The 24152-nt window shown below is 65.9% G+C and carries 22 protein-coding genes and 1 riboswitch; of the genes, 13 read left to right on the forward strand and 9 right to left on the reverse strand.

Annotation, left to right across the window (positions count from 1 at the left end):
- Window positions 1-35: 35 nt before the first annotated feature.
- From ABV408_RS05050 to ABV408_RS05090, 9 genes are all read left to right on the forward strand, one after another.
- Window positions 36-2237: a type I secretion system permease/ATPase gene (locus tag ABV408_RS05050; RefSeq protein WP_353981363.1), complete on the forward strand. Its 2202-nt coding sequence runs from the start codon at window positions 36-38 to the stop codon at window positions 2235-2237.
- Window positions 2227-3624: an HlyD family type I secretion periplasmic adaptor subunit gene (locus ABV408_RS05055; RefSeq protein ID WP_353981364.1), complete on the forward strand. Its 1398-nt coding sequence runs from the start codon at window positions 2227-2229 to the stop codon at window positions 3622-3624. The genes ABV408_RS05050 and ABV408_RS05055 overlap by 11 nt, the downstream gene beginning before the upstream one ends.
- 44 nt (window positions 3625-3668) lie before the next feature.
- Window positions 3669-5012 (forward strand): TolC family outer membrane protein, encoded by a 1344-nt coding sequence (locus tag ABV408_RS05060; RefSeq protein ID WP_353981365.1) that lies wholly within the window; start codon window positions 3669-3671, stop codon window positions 5010-5012.
- Between the two features lie 31 nt (window positions 5013-5043).
- Window positions 5044-6963: an EAL domain-containing protein gene (locus tag ABV408_RS05065; protein ID WP_353981366.1), complete on the forward strand. Its 1920-nt coding sequence runs from the start codon at window positions 5044-5046 to the stop codon at window positions 6961-6963.
- Window positions 6964-7023: 60 nt separating this feature from the next.
- On the forward strand, window positions 7024-7710 hold the full coding sequence (locus tag ABV408_RS05070; RefSeq protein ID WP_353981368.1) for a transglutaminase-like cysteine peptidase: 687 nt from the start codon (window positions 7024-7026) through the stop codon (window positions 7708-7710).
- 47 nt (window positions 7711-7757) lie between these two features.
- Entirely contained in the window at window positions 7758-8312 is a 555-nt protein-coding gene (locus ABV408_RS05075; RefSeq protein WP_353981369.1) for an EF-hand domain-containing protein, read from the forward strand.
- Between the two features lie 176 nt (window positions 8313-8488).
- The gene (locus ABV408_RS05080) at window positions 8489-8797 is read left to right on the forward strand and encodes a glutathione S-transferase N-terminal domain-containing protein (protein ID WP_353981370.1); all 309 of its coding nucleotides are present in this window, start codon (window positions 8489-8491) and stop codon (window positions 8795-8797) included.
- A gap of 80 nt (window positions 8798-8877) precedes the next feature.
- The gene (locus ABV408_RS05085) at window positions 8878-9156 is read left to right on the forward strand and encodes a peptidylprolyl isomerase (RefSeq protein WP_035475297.1); all 279 of its coding nucleotides are present in this window, start codon (window positions 8878-8880) and stop codon (window positions 9154-9156) included.
- Between the two features lie 177 nt (window positions 9157-9333).
- On the forward strand, window positions 9334-9522 hold the full coding sequence (locus tag ABV408_RS05090; RefSeq protein WP_353981371.1) for a CsbD family protein: 189 nt from the start codon (window positions 9334-9336) through the stop codon (window positions 9520-9522).
- 94 nt (window positions 9523-9616) lie between these two features.
- Here the strand turns inward: ABV408_RS05090 and ABV408_RS05095 are convergent, their stop codons facing one another.
- From ABV408_RS05095 to ABV408_RS05110, 4 genes are all read right to left on the reverse strand, one after another.
- Window positions 9617-10867, reverse strand: a complete 1251-nt coding sequence (locus tag ABV408_RS05095; protein ID WP_353981372.1) for a dicarboxylate/amino acid:cation symporter — start codon at window positions 10865-10867, stop codon at window positions 9617-9619.
- Window positions 10868-11047: 180 nt separating this feature from the next.
- The gene (gene thiC / locus ABV408_RS05100; protein WP_353981373.1) at window positions 11048-12925 is read right to left on the reverse strand and encodes a phosphomethylpyrimidine synthase ThiC; all 1878 of its coding nucleotides are present in this window, start codon (window positions 12923-12925) and stop codon (window positions 11048-11050) included.
- Window positions 12926-13028: 103 nt separating this feature from the next.
- Window positions 13029-13161, reverse strand: a riboswitch (TPP riboswitch).
- Window positions 13162-13228: 67 nt separating this feature from the next.
- The gene (locus tag ABV408_RS05105; protein ID WP_353981374.1) at window positions 13229-14371 is read right to left on the reverse strand and encodes an anhydro-N-acetylmuramic acid kinase; all 1143 of its coding nucleotides are present in this window, start codon (window positions 14369-14371) and stop codon (window positions 13229-13231) included.
- A 137-nt stretch (window positions 14372-14508) separates the two neighbouring features.
- The gene (locus tag ABV408_RS05110) at window positions 14509-15399 is read right to left on the reverse strand and encodes a LysR substrate-binding domain-containing protein (protein WP_353981375.1); all 891 of its coding nucleotides are present in this window, start codon (window positions 15397-15399) and stop codon (window positions 14509-14511) included.
- A gap of 142 nt (window positions 15400-15541) precedes the next feature.
- Here ABV408_RS05110 and ABV408_RS05115 point away from each other — a divergent pair, with 142 nt between their 5' ends.
- Window positions 15542-16843 (forward strand): MFS transporter, encoded by a 1302-nt coding sequence (locus ABV408_RS05115; protein ID WP_353981376.1) that lies wholly within the window; start codon window positions 15542-15544, stop codon window positions 16841-16843.
- A 138-nt stretch (window positions 16844-16981) separates the two neighbouring features.
- Here ABV408_RS05115 and ABV408_RS05120 read toward each other — a convergent pair whose 3' ends face one another.
- Window positions 16982-17407, reverse strand: a complete 426-nt coding sequence (locus tag ABV408_RS05120) for a VOC family protein (protein WP_353981377.1) — start codon at window positions 17405-17407, stop codon at window positions 16982-16984.
- A 111-nt stretch (window positions 17408-17518) separates the two neighbouring features.
- Between ABV408_RS05120 and ABV408_RS05125 the strand changes: the two genes are divergently transcribed.
- The 3 genes from ABV408_RS05125 to ABV408_RS05135 all read left to right on the forward strand — a co-directional run bounded on the left by ABV408_RS05125 (window position 17519) and on the right by ABV408_RS05135 (window position 20397).
- Window positions 17519-18403 carry a LysR family transcriptional regulator gene (locus tag ABV408_RS05125; protein WP_353981378.1) on the forward strand — a complete coding sequence of 295 codons (885 nt, stop codon included), beginning with the start codon at window positions 17519-17521 and terminating at the stop codon, window positions 18401-18403.
- A gap of 83 nt (window positions 18404-18486) precedes the next feature.
- Window positions 18487-19350 (forward strand): pirin family protein, encoded by an 864-nt coding sequence (locus ABV408_RS05130; RefSeq protein WP_353981379.1) that lies wholly within the window; start codon window positions 18487-18489, stop codon window positions 19348-19350.
- Window positions 19351-19512: 162 nt separating this feature from the next.
- Complete coding sequence (locus tag ABV408_RS05135) at window positions 19513-20397, forward strand: NAD(P)-dependent oxidoreductase (RefSeq protein ID WP_353981381.1); 885 nt, start codon at window positions 19513-19515, stop codon at window positions 20395-20397.
- A 185-nt stretch (window positions 20398-20582) separates the two neighbouring features.
- Here the strand turns inward: ABV408_RS05135 and ABV408_RS05140 are convergent, their stop codons facing one another.
- The 4 genes from ABV408_RS05140 to ABV408_RS05155 form a co-directional block, all read right to left on the reverse strand.
- Window positions 20583-21500, reverse strand: a complete 918-nt coding sequence (locus ABV408_RS05140; protein ID WP_353981382.1) for a lysophospholipid acyltransferase family protein — start codon at window positions 21498-21500, stop codon at window positions 20583-20585.
- 159 nt (window positions 21501-21659) lie between these two features.
- On the reverse strand, window positions 21660-22373 hold the full coding sequence (locus ABV408_RS05145) for a hypothetical protein (RefSeq protein ID WP_353981383.1): 714 nt from the start codon (window positions 22371-22373) through the stop codon (window positions 21660-21662).
- Between the two features lie 62 nt (window positions 22374-22435).
- The gene (locus ABV408_RS05150; RefSeq protein WP_353981384.1) at window positions 22436-23173 is read right to left on the reverse strand and encodes a hypothetical protein; all 738 of its coding nucleotides are present in this window, start codon (window positions 23171-23173) and stop codon (window positions 22436-22438) included.
- 127 nt (window positions 23174-23300) lie between these two features.
- Entirely contained in the window at window positions 23301-24134 is an 834-nt protein-coding gene (locus ABV408_RS05155) for a CsgG/HfaB family protein (RefSeq protein WP_353981386.1), read from the reverse strand.
- Between the last annotated feature and the right edge of the window lie 18 nt (window positions 24135-24152).

Consider the following 24152-nt stretch of genomic DNA (forward strand, 5'->3'; position numbering starts at 1 on the left):
TGGTCACGGCCATGGCATCACAGGAGATTCGAGGTTTGGTTGATGAACCGACACCCCTTCGTCCCGATCCGCTAGGCGAGAAAGAGAGCGACCCGCTGCTGGGGTCGCTCGTGTTCCTTTCGCGCTTTCATGGCGTCCCGCGCTCGGGCGACGTGATCAGCGATGGATTGCCGCTGGACGAAGGGCGTCTGACGCTCGCTCTGGTACCGCGTGCGGCGCAGCGCGCCGGGCTGTCGGCCAAGCTCGTCAGCCAGCGCCCTGATCGGGTCGCCGACATCCTGCTGCCGTGTATCGTCGTGCTCAAGGGGCGCCGTGCCGCGGTGCTGCTCGAGCGCGATGCGAAGCGCCAACAGGCGACGGTTTACCTGCCCGAGGCGGATGGCACCCAGGAGGTCGACATGGCCTCGCTGTGCGAACAGGCCGCCGGGCAGCTCATCTATGTTCGCCGCGAGCACCGTTTCGACGCGCGCGCGCCGGAGACGGTCAAGCTGGCCGACGGCCACTGGTTCTGGTCGACGCTCAAGCTCTCCACGCCGATCTATCGCGACGTCCTGATCGCTTCGCTGCTGGTCAATCTGTTTGCCCTGGCGGCGCCGCTGTTCACCATGAACGTCTACGACAAGGTGGTGCCCAACCTGGCCTTCGACACCCTCTGGGTACTGGCCACCGGGATGGGCATCATCGTCGGCTTCGACCTGTTGATGCGGCAAGTGCGCGCCTGGTTTCTGGACACCGCCGGCAAGAAATCGGAGGTGCTGCTGTCGGCCAAGATCTTCGCCAAGGTGATGAATTTGCGCATGGATGCGCGTCCGGTCTCGGTCGGGGCTTTCGTCAAGCACCTGCAGGAGTTCGACTCGGTACGCGACTTCTTCACCTCGATGACCATGACCACTCTGGTGGATCTGCCGTTCGCGCTGCTGTTCCTGCTGGTGGTGTGGATCATCGGCGGCCCCCTGGTCCTGGTGCCACTGGTCGCGCTGATCATCCTGATCGGCTATGCGATCGCCATCCAGTGGCCGCTGAAGCGCTCGATCGAGCTGGGGTCGCGGCTGGCCACCGAGAAGCACGCGCGGCTGGTCGAGAGCGTGGCCGGGCTGGAGAGTATCAAGCTCGCCAACGCCCAGGGCGAGACCCAGCGGCGCTACGAGCGCGCCGTCGGCGAGATCGCCAAGTGGGGGGTCAAGAGCCGCAATCTCTCGACCTCGGTATCGTCGCTGACCACCACGATCAACCAGCTCTCCACCGTGTGTCTGGTGGTGCTCGGGGTCTACTTGATCAGTGAAGGCAAATTGTCGATGGGCGGTCTGATCGCCGGCGTCATGCTCACCGGGCGAGCTCTGCAGCCACTGGCGCAGATGGCGCTGCTGATCACGCGGTTCGGTCAGACCCGGAGTGCCATGGCGGCGATCGACCAGATCATGCAGCTGCCCGACGAGGTCGAGGCGGACAAGAACTATGTCCATCGTGACCGCCTCAGCATGCGGATCGAGTTCGATCATGTCGGTTTCCGCTACGGCGAGGACTCCCCCGAGGTGCTCAGCGATGTCTCGTTCACCATCGAGCCGGGGGAGCGGGTCGCGATCATCGGTCGCATGGGCGCGGGCAAGAGCACCGTGCAGCGGCTGATGAGCGGCCTCTATCGCGCCTCCGAAGGCAGCGTGCGCATCGATGGTCTCGACATCAATCAGGTCCATCCGGCGGATGTACGCCGGCATATCGGTTTCGCCGGTCAGGACAGTACGCTGTTCTTCGGCTCGATCCGCGACAACCTCATTCTCGGCCAGCCCTATGCCAGCGACGAAGCGATCCAGCGTGCGGCCGACATCAGCGGGGTGTCTGACTTCACCCGGCGTGACCCGGACGGGCTCGATCGCCAGGTGGGCGAGGGCGGGCGCTTGCTGTCAAGCGGCCAGCGTCAATCGGTGCTGCTGGCCCGCGCCATTCTCAGCAATCCGGCGCTGCTGCTGCTCGACGAGCCTGGCTCTTACATGGACAACCGCGCCGAAGCGCTGCTGCGGCGCACGCTGAGGGAGCTGCCGCGCAGCCAGACTCTGGTGCTGGTGACCCACAAGAGCGCGATGCTCGAGGTCGCCGAGCGCATCATCGTGCTCGACAGCGGCCGTGTGATCGCCGACGGCCCCAAGCCGACGGTGCTCAAGGCGCTCAACGAAGGACGTGTGCAGGCGCCGTCAGAAATGGCCTCGGCGCGGGCGTCGGAGGTCAGACATGGCGGGTAACGTGCTCAAGTGGCCGCGACCGACGGCCCAGGAGCTGGAGCTGGCCGATGACGCCAGCGCCGCGACGCTGCTGGCCACGCCCTGGCGCTCGCGCATCCTGATCTGGTTGCTGCTGGCGTTCTTCGTCGCCTTTCTGGTGTGGGCGGGGCTTTCGAGTATCGAGGTGGTGACCCGCGGCATGGGGCAGGTGGTGCCCTCGTCGCGGCTGCAGACGATTCAGAACCTCGAGGGCGGCATCGTGCGCGATATCTACGTGCAGGAGGGGGATCTCGTCGATGCCGGCCAGCCGTTGGCGCGCATCGATCCGACCCGGGCCAGCTCCGATCTCGCTGAACGCGAGTCGACCCTGGCCGGGTTGCAGGCGACGGTGGCGCAGTATCAAGCCGAAATGGCCTCGGTGACGGTGAAACCCGGTGCCGATAGCTGGCGTGACCAGGTCTCGGTGTCGACCCAGCCGCTGCCGGTCAGCGACACCTTCCAGAAGACCAACACGGACATCTACTCCGCCGCTGATAATGCCTACAGCGCACGCATCAATGGCCTGCGCTCGCAGCTCGACCAGGCCGCGGCGCAGATCGAGCAGCGCCAGCAGGAGTTGCAGGAGTTGCGTGCCAAGGCGGAGTCGCTGTCGCGCAGCTACCAGCTCTCGCGCCAGCAGCTCGGCATCACCGCGCCACTGGTCAAGGAGGGCGTGGTCTCGCGGGTGGATCTGCTCAATCTGCAGCGCCAGGTCAACGACCAGCGCGGCGAGCTGGAGTCGGCGCAGCTCTCCATCCCGGCCAAGCAGTCTGAGCTGCAGGAGGCGATCAGCAAGCGCCGTGACGTGGCCCAGCAGTTCCGTTCGCGCAGTGCCGATGCCCTGAGCGAGGCGCGCGGCAAGCTCGACAGCCTGCAGCAGGGGCGCGCCAGTCTGCAGGACCGGGTCGACCGTACCCTGATCACCTCCCCGGTCCGCGGCAAGGTGCAGTCGATCAACGTCAACACCATCGGCGGGGTGATCGATCCCGGTGCCAGCCTGATGCAGATCGTGCCGATCGAGGACAAGCTGCTGGTCGAAGCCAAGGTGGCGCCGCGCGACATCGGTTTCATCCAGCCGGGGCAGCCAGCCACGGTCAAGCTCTCGGCCTACGACTTCACCATCTACGGCGGGCTCAAGGGCAAGGTGCTGCGGATCAGCCCGGATACCGAGGAGGATGACAAGGGCAATACCTACTACGTGGTCACGGTGCGCACCGACAGCAATCATCTCGGCAAGAACAGCGACGACCTACCGATCATTCCCGGCATGCAGGCCACGGTGGATATCATCACCGGCCGCCAGACCATTCTGCAGTATCTGCTCAAGCCGATTCTGCGGGCCCAGCAGAGCGCGATGCGCGAGCGCTGAGGGTGCCCGGGAAGGGGACATTACAACGGAGAGACATGATAATCATGAGGCAATGGATCCTAGGCGTCGGGGTAGCCGCACTGGCGGGCAGCGTGCAGGCGCAGAGCCTGACTGAAGCCGTGACCCAAGCGGTCATGCAGTACCCCACCACGCGCACCGAGATGGCACGCTACCAGCAGAATCTCGACGATGCGCGGGCCCAGCGCGGTGCCTATCTGCCGTCGCTGAGCCTCGAAGGGCGTGTCGGGTACGGCGCCAACGAGAGCGAGACCAGCGGCGTCTCCCGGGATAGCGACGCCCACAGCTACCGGCGTGCACAGCTGACACTGTCGCAGCTGATCTGGGATGGCAACACGACCATCGAGCGTATTCGTCAGGCCGACGAAGAGAGCAACTACCAGCGCTGGCAGGTGGCAGCGGTAGCCAATCAGGTCGGGCTGACCACGATCCAGGCCTATCTCGACGTACTGCGTAGCCAGCGTCTGGTGGAACTGGCGCAGCGCAACGTCGACACCCATCAGCGTATCGCCGCCGATATTCGCCGCCGCTCCGATCTGGGCGCGGGCACGGCCACCGACACCATCCAGGTGGAGGGGCGCATGGCCCAGGCGCAGGCGAGCCTGATCGCCGCACGCAACAACCTCGACGACGCGACCTCGGCCTTCCTGCGCTATGTGGGGGAGATGCCGCGCAACCTGACACTGCCAGCGGCGGCCGACATGAGCCGGGTTCCGCAGTCGTTCGATGCCGCCATGGCCATGGCCACGGCGCAGAATCCGCTGGTCGTCGCCGCCTCGCATTCGATCGCCGCCGCTCAGCACGAAGTGGCCGCCGAGCGTGGGGATTTCCTGCCCACCTTCCGTGCCGAGGCGAGCCGCTTGGCCAGCCGCGATTACGACTTCCAGGGTGACAGCGCCGACGACTGGAACGCCGACCTGGTGATGTCGTGGAACCTCTATCGCGGCGGCATCGATCTGGCCCAGATGCGCTCGCGCGAGGATGCCCTGCGCGCGGTGCGCTACGACAGCGACCGCTCGCTGCGCGAGATTCGCGACGAGCTACGCCTGGCCTGGAATGCTCGCGACTATCTCTCCAGCCAGTTGCCGTTTCTGGACCGTCACGTCGACGCCAGTCAGCAGACCCGGATCAACTACCGCAAGCAGTTCGACATCGGCCGGCGCACGCTACTCGACATGCTCGACAGCGAGACCGAACTCTACGACGCCGAGCGTTCCCAGGTAGAGGCCGAATTCTCGCTGCGCCGCGCTAACTACCGCCTGCTCGCCGCCACCGGCCAGTTGCTGGATACGCTGGAGGTGGATGTCGGCTTGATCGCCGATGTCGGGGAACGCTATCCGAGCACCGCCGCATCCGGGGCTCAGGGTTGAGTACCTCAGGATTGAGTAAGGAGAGGATATTATGAGCCTGTTTCGGCGCTCGGTTGCCATCATGGTGGGCTTGCTGCTGCTGTTCTCGGCGGGCATCTTCGCCATCGAAGTCCATCAGACCCGCGCTTCGCTGGCCGAGCGCCAGCAGGCCGACGTCGACAATCTGGCTCAGGCGCTGAGTCTGTCGCTGGTACCGTTCGTCGAGATCGGCGACTGGACCAGTGCGGAAACCCTGATGCGCGCCGCGGCCGACGGCGGCGCGATGCGCGAGCTGCGACTGGAAGCGGTGGGGCGCGATCAGCCGCTGGTGATCTCCACTGAGCGAGTCAGTACCACGCCGACCTGGTTCCAGCGGGCGGTAGCACTGCCCAATGCGATCAGCGAGCGTGAGATCAGCGGCGGCTGGTCGGCGCTGGGTAGTATCCGCGTGGTCTCCGACAGCGCTGGCGCCTACGACCAGCTGTGGTCACTGGCGTTGAAGCTGTTGAGCTGGCTGGCGATCGGCATGCTCGGGGTGGTGGTGCTCTGCGTGATCGGCTTCAAGCGACTGCTGGGGCCGCTCAACCGGCTGTCACGGCGTATCTCCGACATGCAGATCGACGGCTTCGACGAGCCCCTGGCGCCCAGCCGTGTCCATGAGCTGCGCGGCATCACCGAGGCGGTCAACCGGCTCGGCGAGCGTCTCAACCAGCAGTTCGACCAGCAGGCCGAGCAGGTGGTGCGGCTGCAGCGCATGACCGAGCAGGACGCAGTCTCGCAGCTGGGCAATCGTGCCTATCTGACCCGGGTGCTCGACGAGTGGCTATCGGCCCCCGAGGGCGGTGCGCTGGTGATCCTGCGCATCGACCACCTCCAGGAGCTCTACCGGCGCGACGGCTTCGAGGCGCGCGACCAGGCGATCCGGGCGATCGGCCACGGCCTCAAGGGCGAGCAGCTGGGGGGGCGCAAGGTTCAGGCCGCGCGGCTCTCGGCCGAGGAGTTCGCGCTGGTGCTCCCCGACTGCGATGACGACACGCGCGAACGCTGGCTGGCGGACACCCTCGACCGGGTGGATGATCTGGTCGATGCCAACCCGCTCTCCGAGACGCGCCAGCACTACACCCGTGCCGGGGTGGTGCTGCGCGACGCCGGCATGAACCGCGAGGGTGTGCTGGCCCGTGCCGACAGCGCCCTGCGCGATGCCATCGAGCTGGGTCAGCGCTGGGTGGTGGTGCGTCCGGAGAACACCCTGGCTGCGCGTGGGCGTCAGGAGTGGCGACAGGTGATCGAGCGCGCGCTGGTCGAGCGTGATCTCAGCCTGGTGGCGCAGCCGGTGCTGCTGGCCGATGGCAGCGAACTGCATCGGGAAGTGTTCGTGCGTCTCAACGAGGGCGACAAGCAGCACCCGGCCTATGTGTTCCTGCCGGTGCTCAATCATTTCCGCCTGGGCGCCCGGCTCGACCGCAGCGTACTCGATAGCCTCGACGGTCTGGCCGGTAGGGTGCGCGGGCGCCTGGCGGTCAACCTCACCGCCGATTCGCTGGCGGAGCCCGAGGCGTATCGTGCCTTGGTCGCCTGGCTCGAAGGGCATCCGCGGGTCGCCGCGATGCTCGATCTGGAGGTCAGCGAGGAGATCGCCCTGGAGCACCTCGACGTGGTGCAGCAGCTTTTCCGCCTCGCCCACCGGCTGGGCGCCCGGTGCGGGGTCGACCGCTTCGCGCGCAACCTCCAGGCGATGGCCTATCTGTCACGGCTGCGGCCCGACTACGTCAAGATCGACCAGGGCTTCTTCGTGCGCGACGAGGTCGATACCGAGTTCCTGCGCAGTCTTTGCATGGCGGCGCACCAGGTGGAGTCGCGAGTCATCGTGACCCGCGTCGAGTCCGACGAGCAGCGGCAGCGGGTCAGCGAGGTGGGGGCCGACGGCTACCAGGGGTACCTGGCGCCGACCGCACCGCTCGTACTGGACTGAGGCGTGGCTACACAGTGGGCGGCATGGTGCCGCCGGCGCGGCGAGAGACGTTACCGGGGCATGGCTGGCGAGCCTCGCCGGGCCGGCAGCGTGGCCACCTGGCTGGTGCTGGCGTGCCTGGTCGGGCTGCTCGGCGGCCAGGCCGCGGTCGAGGCGCTGCCGCGTCTGCCGCCACAGTCGGAGGTCGTCAGGCTCTACGGCGCGGCGGGCTGGCAGCGTATCCGGCAGTGGCCGGTGCTGATCGACCGGCTGCAAGGGCGATCGGTCGAGATCCAGCTCAAGGGCGTCAACGATTTCTTCAATCAGCTGCGCTTCGTCGACGATATCGATGTCTGGCACGTCAAGGACTACTGGGCCACGCCGTTCGAGTTCCTGGGGGTGGGCGCCGGCGACTGCGAGGACTTCGCCATGGCCAAGTACCTGACCCTGCGCGAGCTGGGGGTGCCGGAAGACCAGTTGCGGCTGCACTACGTCAAGTACATCCCCTACGACCAGTTTCACATGGTCGTGACCTGGGCACCGACACCGACCACGCCCCCGGTGGTGCTCGATAATATCGACAAGCGGATCGAGCCGGCGTCGCAACGTAACGACCTGCTACCTATCTACAGTTTCAATGGTAGTCATCTGTGGATCAGCAAACTCGGGGGCGGCGGGCGCCAGGTCGGCGATGCCAGTCGCTTGAGCCTGTGGCAGAACTGGCAGCAGCGCCTGGAGCGGGGCACGCTGCGCGATCCGCGGCAGTGATCACCCATCTGGCGTTAGATCCATAGCAAGTTTCGAGGGAGAAAACGATGAACAAGGGAACGAATCGGTCGTGCTGGGCCAGCCTGGCGCTGGTCTCTACCGCGGGCTTGCTGAGCGCCTGCGCGTCGCCGCAGGTCGGCCACGACGTGGTGGTCGAACGCCCGTCGGTACAGGGGCCGGTGGCGGTCAGTGCCGACCAGCTGTTCGATGCCGCCGATCATGATGGCAACGGCTATCTGACCCCGCTCGACGTCGAGCCGCTGGGGCTCGGCGGCAACTGGCACACGTTGGATCTCAACGGTGACGGTCATCTGTCACGCCAGGAGTTCCGGGCCCAATTCGCCACGCCGTTGGTGCAGTCGACGCTGACGCTGCCCAATGATCTGCGCACCACTCAACCGGTGGTGGATGACAGCTACCGCCTGCCACCGGAGCCAGCGTCCGAGCGTTACCACCCGGCGCCGAGCGACGCGCCGACGCCGGCGACCATCAGCGTGCCGGACAACGCGCCTATCGAGGTGCCGTTACTGATCGACGATGACGCGGCAGCCGGCGATGGCATGAGCGACGGCGAGGGCACCGCCAGCGGCAGTGCCAACTGATTCCGATCCGGGGGCGTTCGCCAGTACGGTGCGATAGAGGAGACGACAGGCGTGTGCGAGAGGGCTGTCGCAGGCAGGTCGTCAGCGGCTACGCTATCGCAGGACGGCCCCACACGAGAGGCCGGTCAGCGATGGGAATAACGATGTTCCAATGGCTCAGGAGGTGGCTGCACCCCATGTCTGCGACGATAACACGCTCGGCACAAGACCAGGCGGCAGTGAACGAGGCCGCGACACGACTGGCGCTCTACCACTTCCAGCGCTGCCCCTTCTGCGTGCGCGTGCGCCACCAGATCGAACGCCTGGACGTGCCGATCGAGCTGCGCGACATTCAACGCGACCCCGACCACCGGCGCGATCTGATCGCCGGCGGCGGACGCGGCATGGTGCCGTGTCTGCGTATCGCCCACGAGGATGGCCGTATCGAGTGGATGTACGAGTCGGCGGATATCAATCGTTACCTCGAGCAGCGCTTCGGTGGCTGAGAACGCAATCGGGCGGTGACGCGGCGCCTCGGCTTTCCGTAAAATGAACGATCTTCATTCATCGTTCCAGGAGTGACCGTATGGCACAGGCCAGCGCCCGCCACATTCTCGTCGACAGCGAGCAGCAGTGTCTCGAGCTCAAGCAGCAGATCGAAGCCGGTAGCGACTTTGCCGAGGTCGCACGCCAGCACTCCAAGTGCCCCTCTGGCCGCCAGGGTGGCGAGCTGGGTACCTTCGGTCGTGGCCAGATGGTCAAGGAGTTCGACGAAGTCGTCTTCAACGGCGCCCTCAACGAAGTCCACGGCCCGGTCAAGACCCAGTTCGGTTATCACCTGCTGGAAGTCACCTCGCGCGGTTGAGCATGGCACGCCCCGCCGGGTGGCATACGTCTCCCGGCGGCGACGGGGCGGCACAAAACGTTACGCGTATTTCATCTTGACGACGTCCATATCGGTCTATCTTCAGAGAACGCGAGGCAGCGAGCAGTCGCTGCTCGCGGCGTGAAAGGGAAGTCCCACGTCAGCGAGGTGAATGTCATGACTCAGCGTTCGAAAGCCGACAAGGCCGAAGGTACCATCGACAAGGTCGCCGGCAAGGTCAAGGAAGTGGCCGGCAAGGCGACCAAGGATCGCGAGCTGGAGGGCAAGGGCAAGGCCCAGCAGTCCAAGGGGCATCTCAAGTCCGCCAAGGGCGATCTCAAGGACGCCGCCAAACCGCGTCACTGATCCGACCCGTCATCAGCACGGCCCCGACATCTGTCGGGGCCGTTGCGTTTATGGAGGGTGCTTGTGACAGGCGTGGGCGCCGGGCGCTCGCGCGTCAAATACGGTTGTCGCTGTTGTAGATGGCCAGGTCCAGCTCCTGCTCGCTCTTGCCGACCAGCGTGGTGACCATCAGGTCGCCGGCCACGTTGACGCTGGTACGCGCCATGTCGAGGATACGATCGACCCCGGCAACCACACCGATTGCCTCCAGCGGCAGGCCGATCTGGGCCAGCACGATCGAGAGCATGATCAGCCCCGCGCCGGGCACCCCGGCGGTGCCGATCGAGGCCAGAGTGCCGGTGAGGATGATCATGCCGTAATCGGTCATCGACAGATCGACGCCCACCAGCTGGGCGACGAACAGCGCAGCGACCCCCTGATAGATGGCGGTGCCGTCCATGTTGATGGTGGCGCCCACCGGTAGCACGAAGCTGGAGACCCCTTCTGAGACGCCGAGGTTCTTCTGCGCGCAGCGGATCGAGACCGGCAGCGTGCCCGACGACGAGGCCGAGGAGAACGCCACCACCAGGGCGTCGACGATTCCGCGCAGGTAGCGGCTCGGGTTGAGTCGGCCGAGCAGCGCGATCAGGCCGCTGTAGACCACCAGCACGTGCACGACGCAGGCCAGATAGACCACGCCGATCACCTTGGCCAGCGGCAGCAGCACGTCCAGCCCGTACTGCCCCGAGACGTTGGCGATCAGGCCGAACACGCCGAACGGCGCAAACGCCATGACGATCGCGGTCAGCTTGTACATCGCCTCGGCGAAGCTCTCGAATACCCGCACCACCGGCTCGCCCTTGTCGCCGATCAGCATCAGCGAGATACCCAGGCCGATGGCGAAGACGATGATCTGCAGGATGTTGCCCTCGATCATCGCCTGCAGCGGGTTGTTGGGCACCAGACCGACCAGGATGTCGATCAGCGAGGGCGCCTCGCCCGCCTGCTGTGGGGCGCTCATCGAGGCGTCGGCGCCGACCCCCGGCTGGAACAGCGTCGCCGCGACCAGACCGATGGCGATGGCGAAAGCGGTGGTGATCAAGTAGAGCGCGATGGTGCGGGCACCCACGCGGCCCATCTTCTGCGGGTCACGCATGCCGGTGATCCCCACCACCAGGGTGGAGAACACCAGGGGCACGATCAGCATCTTGATGCCGTTGATGAAGATGTCGCCGAGCGGCTTGAACAGACTGGCGTCCTTGCCCATCAGGGCGCCGGCGAGAATACCCAGCAGCAGGCCGGCGATGATCTTCTGCCACAGCGGAATACGTCGCCACAGGTTGGGTCGGGCATTGTTCGTTGTCATTCACGGGCTCCTTGCGCAGGCCAGATTGCCGGGGGCAAAAGCGCGCATTCTACCCATCCCGCAGACGTTTGCGATCCGTCCATTCACAACCGGGATACGCTATAACCCGATTGCGACCAAAGTCGCGTGTGGCGCCCGCTGCTGCCACGCGCCGCTCGGCGCGTGGCAGCAGCGATGTCGTCACACCTCGCGATAGAGTTCGCCGCCCTCGCGCTGGAAGCGCTCCGCCTGCGCCTGCAGGCCGGCTTCGCGATCGCTGGGCGGCGCGGCGTCGCCGAAGCGCTCGCGCACCTCCTGGGTGATCTTCATCGAGCAGAACTTGGGCCCGCACATGGAGCAGAAATGCGCCACCTTGGCGGATGCCTTGGGCAGGGTCTCGTCGTGGAAGGCCCGCGCCGTGTCCGGGTCGAGGCCGAGATTGAACTGATCCTCCCAGCGGAACTCGAAGCGCGCCTTGGAGAGTGCGTTGTCGCGGCGCTGGGCCCCGGGGTGGCCCTTGGCCAGATCGGCGGCGTGGGCGGCGATCTTGTAGGTGATGATGCCGGTCTTGACGTCATCCTTGTTGGGCAGGCCCAGGTGCTCCTTGGGGGTGACATAGCAGAGCATGGCGCAGCCGTACCAGCCGATCTGTGCCGCACCGATGCCGGAGGTGATGTGGTCGTAGCCCGGGGCGATATCGGTGGTCAGCGGGCCCAGGGTGTAGAAGGGCGCTTCGGCACAGCAGGCGAGCTGCTTGTCCATGTTCTCCTTGATCAGCTGCATCGGCACGTGGCCGGGGCCTTCGATCATCACCTGGACATCGTGTTGCCAGGCGATCTGCGTGAGCTCGCCCAGGGTCTCCAGCTCGGCGAACTGGGCGGCATCGTTGGCATCGGCGATCGATCCCGGGCGTAGACCGTCGCCCAGCGAGAAGGCGACGTCGTACGCCTGCATGATCGCGCAGATCTCGGCGAAGTGGGTGTAGAGGAAGCTCTCCTGGTGGTGATGCAGACACCACTTGGCCATGATCGAGCCACCGCGCGAGACGATGCCGGTGACGCGCCTGGCGGTCAGCGGCACGTGGTGCAGACGCACGCCGGCGTGAATGGTGAAGTAGTCCACCCCCTGTTCCGCCTGCTCGATCAGGGTGTCGCGGAAGATCTCCCAGGTCAGGTTCTCGGCCACGCCATCGACCTTTTCCAGCGCCTGATAGATAGGCACGGTGCCGATCGGGACCGGTGAGTTGCGCAGGATCCACTCGCGGGTCTCGTGGATGTTCTGCCCGGTGGAGAGATCCATGATGGTGTCCGCCCCCCAGCGGATGCCCCAGGTCATCTTGTCGACCTCTTCTTCGATCGACGAGGTCACCGCTGAGTTGCCCAGGTTGCCGTTGATCTTCACCAGAAAGTTGCGCCCGATGATCATCGGCTCGCTCTCGGGATGGTTGATGTTGGCCGGGATGATGGCACGCCCGGCAGCCACCTCCTGGCGCACGAACTCCGGGGTGATCTCCGCGGGCAGATGGGCGCCGAACGCCTCGCCGGGGTGCTGGTGATCCAGGCTGGGGTCGGCTGCCTCGCCCTGGCTTTCGCGCCGGCGTTGGTTCTCGCGAATGGCGATGAACTCCATCTCCGGGGTGATGATGCCGCGGCGGGCGTAGTGGAGCTGGGTCACGTTGGTGCCCGGGCGGGCACGGCGCGGGGTGCGTGCGAGCTGAAAGCGCAGGGTCGAGAGCCGCGGGTCCTCCGCGCGCCGGCGCCCGAAGGTGGAGCTGGGGCCCTCGAGCCACTCGGTATCGCCGCGTTCGTCGATCCAGGCGCGGCGTACCTCCGGCAGCCCGCGGCGAATGTCGATCTGGATCTCCGGATCGGTATAGGGACCGGAAGTATCATAGACCGCGAGTGGGGCATTGGGCGCGAAGCCGTCGCGGGTCGGTGTCGGTGACAGCGCGATCTCACGCATCGGTACGCGAATGTCCGGGCGTGAGCCGGCGACGTAGATCTTGGTCGAGGCGGGCAGCGGGGCGATGGCGGCGCTGTCGACCCTGGCCGTATCCGAGAGGAACTGGGGAGATTTCATGTCGAGCGTGCTCCAGTGCATGACTCAAGTCAGGCCGGCGCACAGCGTAGGCGGGGGGAGGTTGGATGGGGCGTGAGCGCGGACCGAGAGCGTGGACCGATAGCACCGACCTCCGCTTGATCCCTACGCCGGTACTAGCCGGATCAGGTTCGTCGGGATCCGTCGTGGCGCCGGGCCCGGGAGGGCACTGCGCAGGACGATCTCAGCCGGTTCCACCGGCACCCCGTCAAGCGTCGATGCCGGCGCCCGGCGAGTGGCCGGGCGCAGACATCCCGGCCAGTCTGGGGGAGCGCAGAGAGCGGGTCAAGCGGGTGCGTTGGCCCGTGCCAGCCTGCCACCGGGCTGGGGCGCGGCCACGCCGGTGGTGAGCGGAAAGCTCAGCGGCAGGTCGCGCAGCGAGCGCATGGCCAGGTAGGCGAAACACTCGGCCTCGATCGCGTCCCCGCGCCAGCCGACGGCATCGGCGAGCTGCACCTCGGCACCGGTGCGGTGGGCGAGTTCGCGCATCAGCGTGGGGTTGCGGCGCCCGCCGCCGCACACCACGATCCGCTCGGGCCGCTGCGGCAGCAGGGCCATTGCCCGGGCCACGGCGGCGGCGGTGAAGGCGGTCAGGGTGGCGGCGCCATCTTCCAGCGTCAGCCCTGCGGCCATCTCCGCCTGGAAGTCGAAGCGATCCAACGACTTGGGGTAGGGCGCGGCGAGGTAGGGGTGTTCGAGCAGTGTCTGAAGCCGCTGCTCATCTACCTGCCCGCGGGCGGCGATGAGGCCGTCGCGGTCCATCGCCGCGCCGGTGTGCTGGCGCACCCAGTCATCGATCGGCGCGTTGGCGGGGCCGGTATCGAAGGCGATCAGACGCCCCTGGTCGGATGGCTCGCCGTCCCACCAGGAGAGATTGGCGACACCGCCGAGGTTGAGCACCAGACTCTCGGCGCCGGCACCCAGGCGTTGCAGCAGCGCGCGATGATAGACCGCCGACAGCGGTGCCCCCTGGCCGCCGCGCTCGACGTCCGCACTGCGGAAGTCGTAGACCACGTCGCTGCCCACCAGGCGTGCCATCAGCTGGCCATCGCCCAGTTGGCGAGTGGCGCCGCGGCGCCCCGCCACCGGCGGGCGGTGGAGCACGGTCTGGCCGTGGAAGCCGACCGCACTGAGCTGTTCGGGACGGAAGCCGTGCCGGGCGAGGAAGTCGCTCACGGCGGTGGACTGCGCCTCGGTCAGCGCGGCCTCGGCGCGGCGGAAGATCGCCGGCTCGGGGCCTTCGAAGTTCCACGCCCGGGCGGCCTCGAGGGCCTCGGCCAGCAGCGGGCGAATATCCTCGGCGTAGGGCACCAGCTCGTAGGGGCCGAACTCGTCGATGGTATCGCCATCGCTGCGCAGCATGGCGATATCGATGTTGCCATCGAGCACGGTGCCGGTCATGAGACCGAGGCTCCAGCCGGATTGCATGGTGGCGTCTCCTGTGTGCATGAAGCGGGTATGACGACGGTATGACGCACGCGTCGTGATGAGCTGGCTCGGCGCGAGCGGGTCTGGCGCAGACTCTACCGGCTGCGGGCGGCCGCGCAAAGCCGGCGCGCGGCGGTTCAGCCGGCGATGGCATCGCGCACGATCTGAATGAAGTGCTGCGCCTGTGGCGTCAGGTGATGGCGCGGATGGGTCAGCCACACCTCGGAGCGCGCGTCGGCATCACTGATCGGACGGTAGCGCACGTTATCGATATGGATATGGCGGAACGACTCGGGCAGCAGCGAGACACCCAGTCCGCTGGCGACCAGGCTGATGATGGTATTGGGGCCGCCGACCTCCTGGACCAGACGCGGCGTCAGCCCGCGCTGGGCGAACAGCACGTTGAACTGGTCGAGCAGACCGGTACCGGCCGCGGGCGAGAAGTAGACGAAGGGCTGGGTGGCCAGCTCGGCCAGACTCAGCGGGGTATCGGCCGCGCCGAGCTCGCTCTGGGCATTGACCACGGCCACCAGCGGTTCGCGGATCAGGGTGAAGGCTGAAAGCTCCGGCGGAAGCGTGGCCGGGCGCATGATGCCGATATCCAGATCGCCCTCCAGCAGCGGGGGGATCTGGCGCTGGCTGTTGAGCTCGTGCATGCGCAGGTCGACGTCGGGGTAGCGCTGGCGATACTGCGTCAGCGTGCGTGGCAGCAGCGGGGTCAGCGGCACCGAGGTGGTGAAGCCGATACGCAACTGGCCGCTCTCGCCGCGGCCGATGCGAGAGACCAGCCGCGAGGCACGCTCGGCGCGGGCGAGCACCTCGCGCGCCTCGACGAGGAACAGCTCGCCCGCGGCGGTCAGCGCCACACGGCGATTGGTGCGTACCAGCAGCCGCCCCCCCAGCTCCTCCTCCAACGCCTTGATCTGCTGACTCAACGGTGGCTGGGAGATGCCCAGACGGGCGGCGGCGCGGCTGAAGTGCAGCTCCTCGGCCACGGCGACGAAGTAGCGCAGGGTTCGCAGTTCCATGGTCTCGTCCGCGGGAATGATACTTATAGCCTATCAAAAACTACGAATCATATATTCGAAATAAGGCTTGCGCGGGCTTATGCTGAGGCCTGCACCGGCGCGCGGCAGCCAGCGCGCGGCCGCTTTCATCAGGAGTCTCGACTTGCCCCGCCACCGCCCCCTTGCGCCGCTGCGCGATGCCACCTTGGATGCCAACCGATCGCTGAACGACACCGCCGAGCGTCTCGAGGCGGAGGCCGCCGAGGGCGCCTTCATCGAGCGCGGCCGGCGCGGCTATCGGCCCACCATGCTGGCACTGTTCCTGGGCGCCTTCTCGACGTTCGTGCTGCTCTACTGCGTGCAGCCGATCATGCCGATTCTCTCCGACGCCTTCGGCATCGACGCCGCGACCAGCAGTCTGTCGCTCTCGGTCGCCACCGGCATGCTGGCGATCGGTCTGCTGATCACCGGGCCGATCTCGGATGCCGTGGGGCGCAAGTCGATCATGTCGGTGGCACTGCTGGCGGCCTCGACCTGCACGCTGCTGGCGGCGTTGATGCCGAGCTGGTCCGGAGTCCTGGTGATGCGGGCGCTGGCGGGGTTGTCACTGTCGGGGCTCTGCGCGGTGGCGATGACCTATCTCAACGAGGAGATCCATCCGCGCTATGTGGGGCTGTCGATGGGGCTCTACATCAGCGGCAACAGCATCGGCGGGATGAGTGGACGCCTGATCAGCGGGGTGATGGTGGACTGGGTGCCGTGGCGCTGGACGCTGGCGATCATCGGCCTGGTCGCGCTGCTTGCCGCGCTGCTGTTCATTCGTTGGCTGCCACCGTCGCGTCACTTCACGCCGCGGCCGTTCAATGCGCGCAGCGTACTCTCCGGCTTCGCGGTGCACTTCAAGGATCGCGGGCTGCCGCTTTTGTTCCTCGAAGCCTTCCTGCTCATGGGCGGCTTCGTCACCCTCTACAACTACATCGCCTATCGTCTGCTGGCGGAGCCCTATCAGGTCAGTCAGGCGCTGGTGGGGCTACTCTCCATCGCCTATCTCTCCGGCACCTACAGCTCGGCCTGGGCCGGCTCGCTGGCCGATCGCCTGGGGCGGCCGCGCATCTTCTGGCTGTTCATCGTGATGATGCTGGTGGGGCTGGCGCTCACCCTGCTCGAGTCGATCAGTCTGATTCTGGTCGGCATCCTGATCTTTACCTTCGGTTTCTTCGCCGCCCATTCGCTGGCCAGCGGCTGGGTCGGGCAGCGTGCCCGGCAAGCCAAGGGACAGGCGTCTTCGCTCTATCTGTTCAGCTACTATCTGGGCTCCAGTGTCGCCGGCACCCTCGGCGGTGCCTTCTGGTACTGGGGCGGCTGGCACGGCGTGGCGCTGTTCATCGGGGGACTGCTGCTCGTGGCGCTAATGATCGGCGTGCTCTGCCTGCGCCGCCTGGAAGCGCCCGGCGCGGCCGGGTGACACCAACGCCAGGGGCCGGTCACTGACCGGCCCCTGGCTGTTTCATCCGGGCTGTTTCATCCGGGCTATCTCTCTCTGGCTATCTCGTTCGGGCGTTCACTCGAATGAGGCTAACCGGCGAGACCGATGCCGCCAGGTTCACTTGGCGAACAGCTGACTCATGTCCTTGAAGGCCTTGAACTCGAGCGCGTTGCCGCAGGGGTCGAGCAGGAACATGGTGGCCTGTTCGCCGACCTGCCCCTTGAAGCGCACATAGGGTTCGATCACGAACTCGGTGCCGAAGCCTTTCAGGCGCTCGGCCAGGGCTTCCCACTCATCCCAGCTCAAGACGATGCCGAAGTGCGGCACCGGTACATCGTGGCCGTCGACCGGGTTGGTGTGTGCCGCCTGCTGAGAAGGCGTCTGCGGGTGCTCGTGGATCACCAGCTGGTGGCCGTAGAAGTCGAAATCCACCCACTGCTCGCTGGAACGGCCTTCGCTCAGACCGAAGGTTTCGCCGTAGAACTTGCGTGCGGCGGGCAGGTCGTGAACCGGAATGGCGAGGTGGAAGGGGGACAGTGACATGGTGTGCGCTCCTCGTGTTGTGTGTCGGCTCAGTTTGATGGCGAAAAAAATCGATGGAAAGCGGATAATATTGCAGTCTGATATCGAAAATCATGGATTCAGGGCGACATCATGCTGCGCGAACTCAAGACCTTTCTGGCGGTCGTGCGCCACGGCACCTTTTCGGCCGCCGGCGGTGCGGTGGGGCTGACCCAGTCGGCGGTGAGTGCGCAGATTCGCAACCTGGAAGCGGACATCGGTGAGCCACTGTTCGAGCGCACCGGGCGTGCCGTGCGCCTCAACGCGGCGGGGCGGCGCCTGCTACCGCAGGCCGAGAGCATGCTCGAGCTGGCCGCGCGCATTCGCGCTTCCACCGGCGACGAACTGAGCGGCGACTGGCATCTCGGCGCCATCGCCAGCGTCCAGAGCGGACGCCTGCCGGCGATTCTCGCGACGCTGGCGGCGCGTGCACCGGGCGTGATGACGCGGGTGGTACCCGGGGTGTCGCTGGCGTTGCTCGATCAGGTCGACAAGGGCGATCTGGACATGGCGCTGATCGTCAAACCGCCGTTCGCGCTGCCGCGGGACCTGCACGCCTGCGTCGTCGCCCGCGAGCCCTTCGTGCTCATTGCCCCGCCGGCCAGCCAGGAAACGACCCTGGAAGCACTGCTGATGCGCCATCCGCTGGTGCTCTACGACCGCGGCTCGTTCGGCGGGCGTCAGGTGGTGCGCTTTCTCGAGCGTCAGGGGCTGCGCCCTGAGATTCGGCTCGAGCTCGACGAGATCGATGCCATTGCGCGTCTGGTGGCCTGTGGTCTGGGCGTGGCGCTGATTCCGCGTACCGGCATGTGGTGCTTGCAGTCGCCGCTGCCGGTGCGCGTGCTGTCGCTCGGCGAACGTGTCTTCCACCGTGAGCTGGTGATGGTGTCGCGTCTGCCACCGGAACAGTCCGCGCTGGTGGCGCTGGTCGAAGAGGCGCTGCTGGCCGAGGCTGGCACGCCGCTGTCGACGAACTGATGCAATGATTGGGAGAAAATCATTCGCTTTTTTCGCCCCATCTGTGGCCTAGACTGCCCTCTAACGCCATTCAGGAGCTTCTCATGTCTACCCTCGTTCCCCGCGGCGTCGTTGTCCAGCACCCGGCCATCCGTGACGATATCGGCGATCTGACCACTCGGCGCCCGCTGCCGGGGCCGCGCTTGCTGCAGCTCGATCCGTTTCTGTTTCTCAATCATCACGGGCCCCAGGTCTATCCGGCCCACAACCGGGGGCTGCCGTTCGGCCCGCATCCGCACCGTGGCTTCGAAACGGTGACCTTCATTCTCGAAGGCTCGCTGGCCCACGCCGACAGTGCCGACCACCAGAGCGTGATTCACGCTGGCGGCGTGCAGTGGATGACCGCCGGCAGCGGCATCGTCCACGCCGAGATCTCTCCGCCCGAGTTCCTGCGTGACGGTGGGCCGTTGGAGATCCTGCAACTGTGGATCAACCTGCCGGCCAGGTTGAAGATGAGCGAGCCGCGTTACACCGGGCTGCAGCGGGAGTCGATTCCGACGATTGCCCCGGCCACTGGCGTTGAGCTGAACCTGATAGCCGGTGAGTTCGAGGGCCACTGCGGGCCTATCGAGAGCCTGACCGAGGTGTTCATGTCGACGCTGACGCTCGCTGCGGGCGCCGAGGTCGAGCTGCCGGTGCCAGCGGGACGCCAGATCTTTCTCTACGTGGTCGACGGGGAGGTGGCGGTGGCCGGAAGCGTGGTGAAACCGCAGCATTTGATCGAGCTGGATGACGCCGGTGATGGCGTCGCACTGGCCGCCTCGGGGCGCACCCGGCTACTTTTCGGTCACGCCGACCCGATCGATGAGCCGGTCATCTCCCATGGCCCGTTCGTGATGAATACCCGGGAGGAGATCGTGGCGGCTATCGATGACTACCAGGCCGGGCGCTTCGGCGGTCTGGCGTGATCGGCATGGCGGATGGTGCGCCGGCTGTCTAGGCTCCGGTGAGGGCTCGGCCACGGGGCGATGGCGCTGCCATCGGGCGCGTCGCGCAGGCATTTTGTAAACACCCTCGAAGGTCGGGCATCGAGCGAGTGTTCAGCGTCAATCGCGTATCGGGAGACAGCAATGAACGTAGGATTCGTGGGTCTGGGAGCCATGGGCCAGGGGATGGCAGCGCAGCTGCTCAAGGCCGGCCATGCGGTGACGGTGTGGAACCGCTCGCCGGCGCCGGTAGAGGCGCTGGTGGCCGAAGGCGCCAAGGCGGCCAAGTCGGCGCGGGCACTGGCCGCCAAGTGTGAAGTGCTGATCAGCATGCTGCCCGATGACCACAGCGTGCACGAGGTGCTGGTGGCGTCCAAGGCGCTCGAAGCGCTGCCCCGGGACAGCGTGCACGTCAACATGGCCACGGTATCACCGGGCCTGGCGCGGGCCATGAGTGCGCTGCATGAAGGTCTCGGTTCGCACTATGTCTCGGCCCCGGTGCTGGGTCGTCCGGACGTGGCTGCCGCGGGCAAGCTCAACATCATCGTGGCCGGGGCGGCGGCGGCGCAGGAACGTGTGGCGCCGGTCCTGGAGGCGCTGGGGCAGCGGCTGTGGCCGGTGGGCGAGGCACCGGAGCGCGGCTGCGTGGTCAAGATCGCGGCCAACTTCATGCTGGCCACGGCGATCGAATCGATGGGCGAGGCCTCGGCGCTGACCCGTGCCTACGGTATCGAGGCCGATACCTTTCTAGAGATCGTCACCAGCACGCTGTTCGCTGCGCCGGCCTATCAGGGCTACGGCAAGATGATTCGCGAGGCACGTTATACGCCAGCGGGGATGAAGATGGCGTGGGGCTTCAAGGACGTGAGCCTGGCGCTGGCAGCGTCGCAGGAGCGCCAGGTGCCGCTGCCGTTCGCCGGCGTGCTGCGTGACAGCCTGCTCGACGCCATGGCCCACGGCGATGCCGACAAGGACTGGGCGGCGCTGGCCGAGACTGCGGCGCGGCGCGGTAATCTCGACGCGCGCTAGGCGTTTCTCTATCCGCTACTCTGCCGATATGGGCGATTCAGGACTAGGTTTGTACGAAAAGTCAGCGAGCGAAGGCAAGACAAGGCAAAAATCGGCGAAGACGCGGAGTTTACGGGGTGTCAATGAGCATTCTGAGCTGATTTTTAACGCCGTATTGCCGAGCGCAGGTAGTTTTCGTACAAAGCCTAGCGATAGAGCCGAAAACGCCGGAAGTCGGGGATCTTCTGCTCTTCTTCCGGTGTCTTCTTCCAGCGCTTGTACTCCCACTGGTACTGCACCGGATCGAGCGCGATGGCGGTCTCGACGCAGGCGTTGACGCCGGTCGCCGAGGTCGCCTCGTCACTGGCGTAGACGCGCTCGTCGGCGGCCAGGAAGTGGATCGCGAAGCCGCGCCCTTCAGGTAGCCGGCGCGCCACCCCGGTGACCACTCGCGCCTGGGTGCGAGCCACCAGCTTGGGCAGCAGGGTGGCGGTGTAGGCCTGGCGGCCGAAGAAGTCGGCGAAGACGCCGCTGCCCCAGTCCGGCTCCTGATCCGGCAGAATGCCGATCGCCTCGGCGCGCTTCAGCGCCTTGAGCAGGGCGGCCACACCGCGAGAATTGGTCGGCACCAGCTCGGCGCCCATGCGCTCGCGGCCGTGACGAATCACCGGATCGAGATCGGCGATCTTGGGCGGTTCGTACATGGCGGTGAAGGGAAAGTGGCTGGAGAGCCAGAAGTTGAGCACCTCCCAGTTACCGAAGTGGGGCGCCAGCACGATCACGCCGCGGTTCTCCGCCCGTGCGTCATCGAGCAGTTCGCGCCCGTGCACGTCGACGATCGCCGCCTCGACGCGCTGCGGGTCGCCAATCCAGGCGAAGCCGAGTTCGAGCATGGTGGCCGCGGAGTGGTGCAGGCTCTGCTGAACGCGCTGGCGGCGCTCGGCCGGCGTGTCCGCGGGAAAGGCGACCTCCAGATTGCGCCGCGACACGTGGCGCTCGCGGCGCGACACGGCGTAGAGCACGCGGCTGGCAATGCCCGCCAGGCGCCACAGTGTGCTCGGGCGCCAGCTCGAGAGTAGTCGCCAGAGCCCATGAATGGCAGTGGCGTTGAACGATCTCTTCATCCGGATAAGGGTCGATCTTTCGGCGAGTGTGGCCGTGCATTTTGCCTGTGGCACCGCCGGGGTTCTAGGGCCTGGTGAGAATAGCCGGATGATCTCCAACGCAAAAACCCAGCCGGCGGCTGCCGGCTGGGCTGTTCTGGCGCGCTGCGGGAGCGGGGCTCAGTACTGCGTGACGCTGGCCACGTTGCCGTTGCCGTTCTGTGCCGTCTGGGCGAAGTTCTGCCAGCCGCCGGACTGGCTGTGGTTGACGCTGTTGCTCCAGCCAGTCTGGCTGACGTAGGAGTCGTGGCCATAGCCGGTCTGGGTGACGACGGCTTTGTTGTAGCCACCACCCTGCAGGATGTCGCTATCCAGCTGGTCGCCCTGCTGGTTCACGTTCGACTCGTTCGCCCAGCCACGCTGCATGATGTAGCTGTCGTTGAGGTCGCCGTTCTGGGTGACGTAGGCGTCGTTGTAGGCGTGGCCCGCAAAGCCCTGCTGGCTGACGATCGAGTCGTTGCTGTAGCCGGCCTGGGTGACCTTGGCCAGGTTGGCAGGGTCTTTCTGGCTGATGCTCGACTCGTTCTCGGTGCCGCTCTCCTGGCGCACGCGGGCCACGTTGTTGTCGTCCTGCTGGGTGACGCGCGACCACTGATTGCCGCTCTGCACCACGTTGGCGTCGTTACCGTCACCGTTCTGATCGATGAACGACTCGGCGGCATTGCTGGCATTGCCGTTGAAGCCGGCCATGGCGTCGATCGCGTCACGCGAGGACTGGAAGGTGTTGGACGGGTTGGTATTGCCATCAGAATGCTGCTGCGTCGCGTCCGCCAGGGCAGCGGCGCTCATGGCCATGGCGATGGAAGCTGCGAATAGTGACATCTTGATTTTCATGATTTTCCCCTGGTTCTCTGAGTACCGCCTTGCGTTCCCCTGTACGGCTGCCGAGGCAGCCATCAGTAGGTCACGATGGTGGCCGTTGCGCCGCTACCCGACCGCGACAGCTGGTCGACGGTGATGGCTCGGTGGCCTGTTCCCGACTGTTGAATCGTCACGGCACCGTTGGCGCCGCGCTGATTGATCTTGGCGTCGTAGCCGCTGCCCTGCTGCAGCAGCTTGGCGTCGAGCGAGTGCCCGGCCTGATCGATCGCGCCGTCGTTGAAACCGCCGCGCTGGTCGATCAGGGCATCGTTGGCGTAGCCGGACTGACGAATACTGGCCGCGTTGGCTGCTTCGCGGCGGCCATTCTGCTGTTCGATGCGGGCGCGATTATCGCCACCGAACTGCACCACTGATGCACGATTGACGCCTGGCGAAGCGATGGCCTCACTATACGAATCCGACTGAGAAATGATCTGTTTTTCATAACGGTTTCGGGAGAGGTTGTCATCGAGCTCACCCGCCTCGGATGCCATGGAGATCGCCGGTAATGTGGCCAGAATCAGCAAGATAGAGATGCTGAAAATCGGGTGAGTGATGAATGCTGTATGACGCATGATGGCACCCTCGATGGCCTGGATTTTTCGTGCGATGTCGCGTGAATCCGTAGAAGCAATATCGCTGCAAGTCCAAAGATGATACATCGGGATGCGGAGGGATTTGGCGGTATGATAATTCTGGTGTCTTTGGGGGGATGAATCGGGGATTTTTTGAGAGAAGTGATAATAAAAAATCCGCCAGGTGGCGGCTGTCAATAGCGTGTCATAAAAAGTGAGTAATAGAAGAGGTTTTGGGAGCATCGATGCGACGTCGGGAGGCTAAATCGTACTGATTGTCTTGGCTGGCGCGACTTGACAAGCCGCGCCAGCCCATGACCCGGACTTACATCATCGGTACGCTCTCGTTCAGATAGTCGGCGAGTACGGTCTTCTCCAGGGGGACGCCGTCAGCGAGATTCCAGAGTCGGTCCTGCACGCCCTCGGCGATCAGATGAATGACCGCGGACTCGATTGCCGACATCACCGCCATCTGTACCGGCTCGTTGGTGGTCAGGCCGGCTTCCGCCTCGAGCAGGCGCCGGAAGTCGATGAAGCGAAAGACGCCGGCGCGGATCTCCTTGGAGTAGATGGTCTTGGTGGTGGTGACGTTGGCCAGTACCTCTCCGCTGGAGATCTCGACCGCGCGTAGATTGATCGTTACCTGATCGACCTGATACTGCCCCGAGGCCCCGATGCCGAAGTACTCGGCGCCCAGCCCGCCGGTGCGCACGTTGGATTCGTAGGCGATGATGCCGCCTTCCAGCAGCACCGACGCGGAGCGCAGCGAGGGTAGATTGTCCGGCCGGTTGAAGCGCTCCTGCTCGGCACGGATGATGCGGCGCTCGGTCAACAGGTTCTGCAGGCCGACCCGCTCCAGCGGCGTGAACCAGCCCGAATTGGCCAGCGCACCGGTGAGCATCGCCGCGGCGCCCTGGGTCACTGCGGTAGAGAAGGTACTGGCGGGTGCCGGTCGGTACTGCCCGGTCTGATCGCGAAAATCGTAGACCGCAGCGAGAATCTTGCCGGCGGGGCGAGGCAGCGCCTTGAGATCCTGCCAGGTCGCCCCGCGGGGCGTCAGTGTGGGCGGTTTACCCTCGAGACCGTCGACATTGGCGACCATACCGGCGCAGCCGGAGAGCAGTGCGGCAGTCGCTACCGCAGCGATGAGCTTGTACATATTGTGGTTCCCCTGCGT

This window comes from Salinicola endophyticus (genome assembly GCF_040536835.1).
GTDB lineage: Bacteria > Pseudomonadota > Gammaproteobacteria > Pseudomonadales > Halomonadaceae > Salinicola > Salinicola endophyticus_A.

Bases quoted from the DNA above. Each gene is read 5' to 3' on its own strand.
- ABV408_RS05055 (WP_353981364.1), top strand. From the start codon at position 2,227: ATGGCGGGTAACGTGCTCAAGTGGCCGCGACCGACGGCCCAGGAGCTG.
- ABV408_RS05060 (WP_353981365.1), top strand. From the start codon at position 3,669: ATGAGGCAATGGATCCTAGGCGTCGGGGTAGCCGCACTGGCGGGCAGC.
- ABV408_RS05065 (WP_353981366.1), top strand. From the start codon at position 5,044: ATGAGCCTGTTTCGGCGCTCGGTTGCCATCATGGTGGGCTTGCTGCTG.
- ABV408_RS05070 (WP_353981368.1), top strand. From the start codon at position 7,024: ATGGCTGGCGAGCCTCGCCGGGCCGGCAGCGTGGCCACCTGGCTGGTG.
- ABV408_RS05075 (WP_353981369.1), top strand. From the start codon at position 7,758: ATGAACAAGGGAACGAATCGGTCGTGCTGGGCCAGCCTGGCGCTGGTC.
- ABV408_RS05080 (WP_353981370.1), top strand. From the start codon at position 8,489: ATGTCTGCGACGATAACACGCTCGGCACAAGACCAGGCGGCAGTGAAC.
- ABV408_RS05085 (WP_035475297.1), top strand. From the start codon at position 8,878: ATGGCACAGGCCAGCGCCCGCCACATTCTCGTCGACAGCGAGCAGCAG.
- ABV408_RS05090 (WP_353981371.1), top strand. From the start codon at position 9,334: ATGACTCAGCGTTCGAAAGCCGACAAGGCCGAAGGTACCATCGACAAG.
- ABV408_RS05095 (WP_353981372.1), bottom strand. From the start codon at position 10,867: ATGACAACGAACAATGCCCGACCCAACCTGTGGCGACGTATTCCGCTG.
- thiC (WP_353981373.1), bottom strand. From the start codon at position 12,925: ATGAAATCTCCCCAGTTCCTCTCGGATACGGCCAGGGTCGACAGCGCC.
- ABV408_RS05105 (WP_353981374.1), bottom strand. From the start codon at position 14,371: ATGCAATCCGGCTGGAGCCTCGGTCTCATGACCGGCACCGTGCTCGAT.
- ABV408_RS05110 (WP_353981375.1), bottom strand. From the start codon at position 15,399: ATGGAACTGCGAACCCTGCGCTACTTCGTCGCCGTGGCCGAGGAGCTG.
- ABV408_RS05120 (WP_353981377.1), bottom strand. From the start codon at position 17,407: ATGTCACTGTCCCCCTTCCACCTCGCCATTCCGGTTCACGACCTGCCC.
- ABV408_RS05125 (WP_353981378.1), top strand. From the start codon at position 17,519: ATGCTGCGCGAACTCAAGACCTTTCTGGCGGTCGTGCGCCACGGCACC.
- ABV408_RS05130 (WP_353981379.1), top strand. From the start codon at position 18,487: ATGTCTACCCTCGTTCCCCGCGGCGTCGTTGTCCAGCACCCGGCCATC.
- ABV408_RS05135 (WP_353981381.1), top strand. From the start codon at position 19,513: ATGAACGTAGGATTCGTGGGTCTGGGAGCCATGGGCCAGGGGATGGCA.
- ABV408_RS05140 (WP_353981382.1), bottom strand. From the start codon at position 21,500: ATGAAGAGATCGTTCAACGCCACTGCCATTCATGGGCTCTGGCGACTA.
- ABV408_RS05145 (WP_353981383.1), bottom strand. From the start codon at position 22,373: ATGAAAATCAAGATGTCACTATTCGCAGCTTCCATCGCCATGGCCATG.
- ABV408_RS05155 (WP_353981386.1), bottom strand. From the start codon at position 24,134: ATGTACAAGCTCATCGCTGCGGTAGCGACTGCCGCACTGCTCTCCGGC.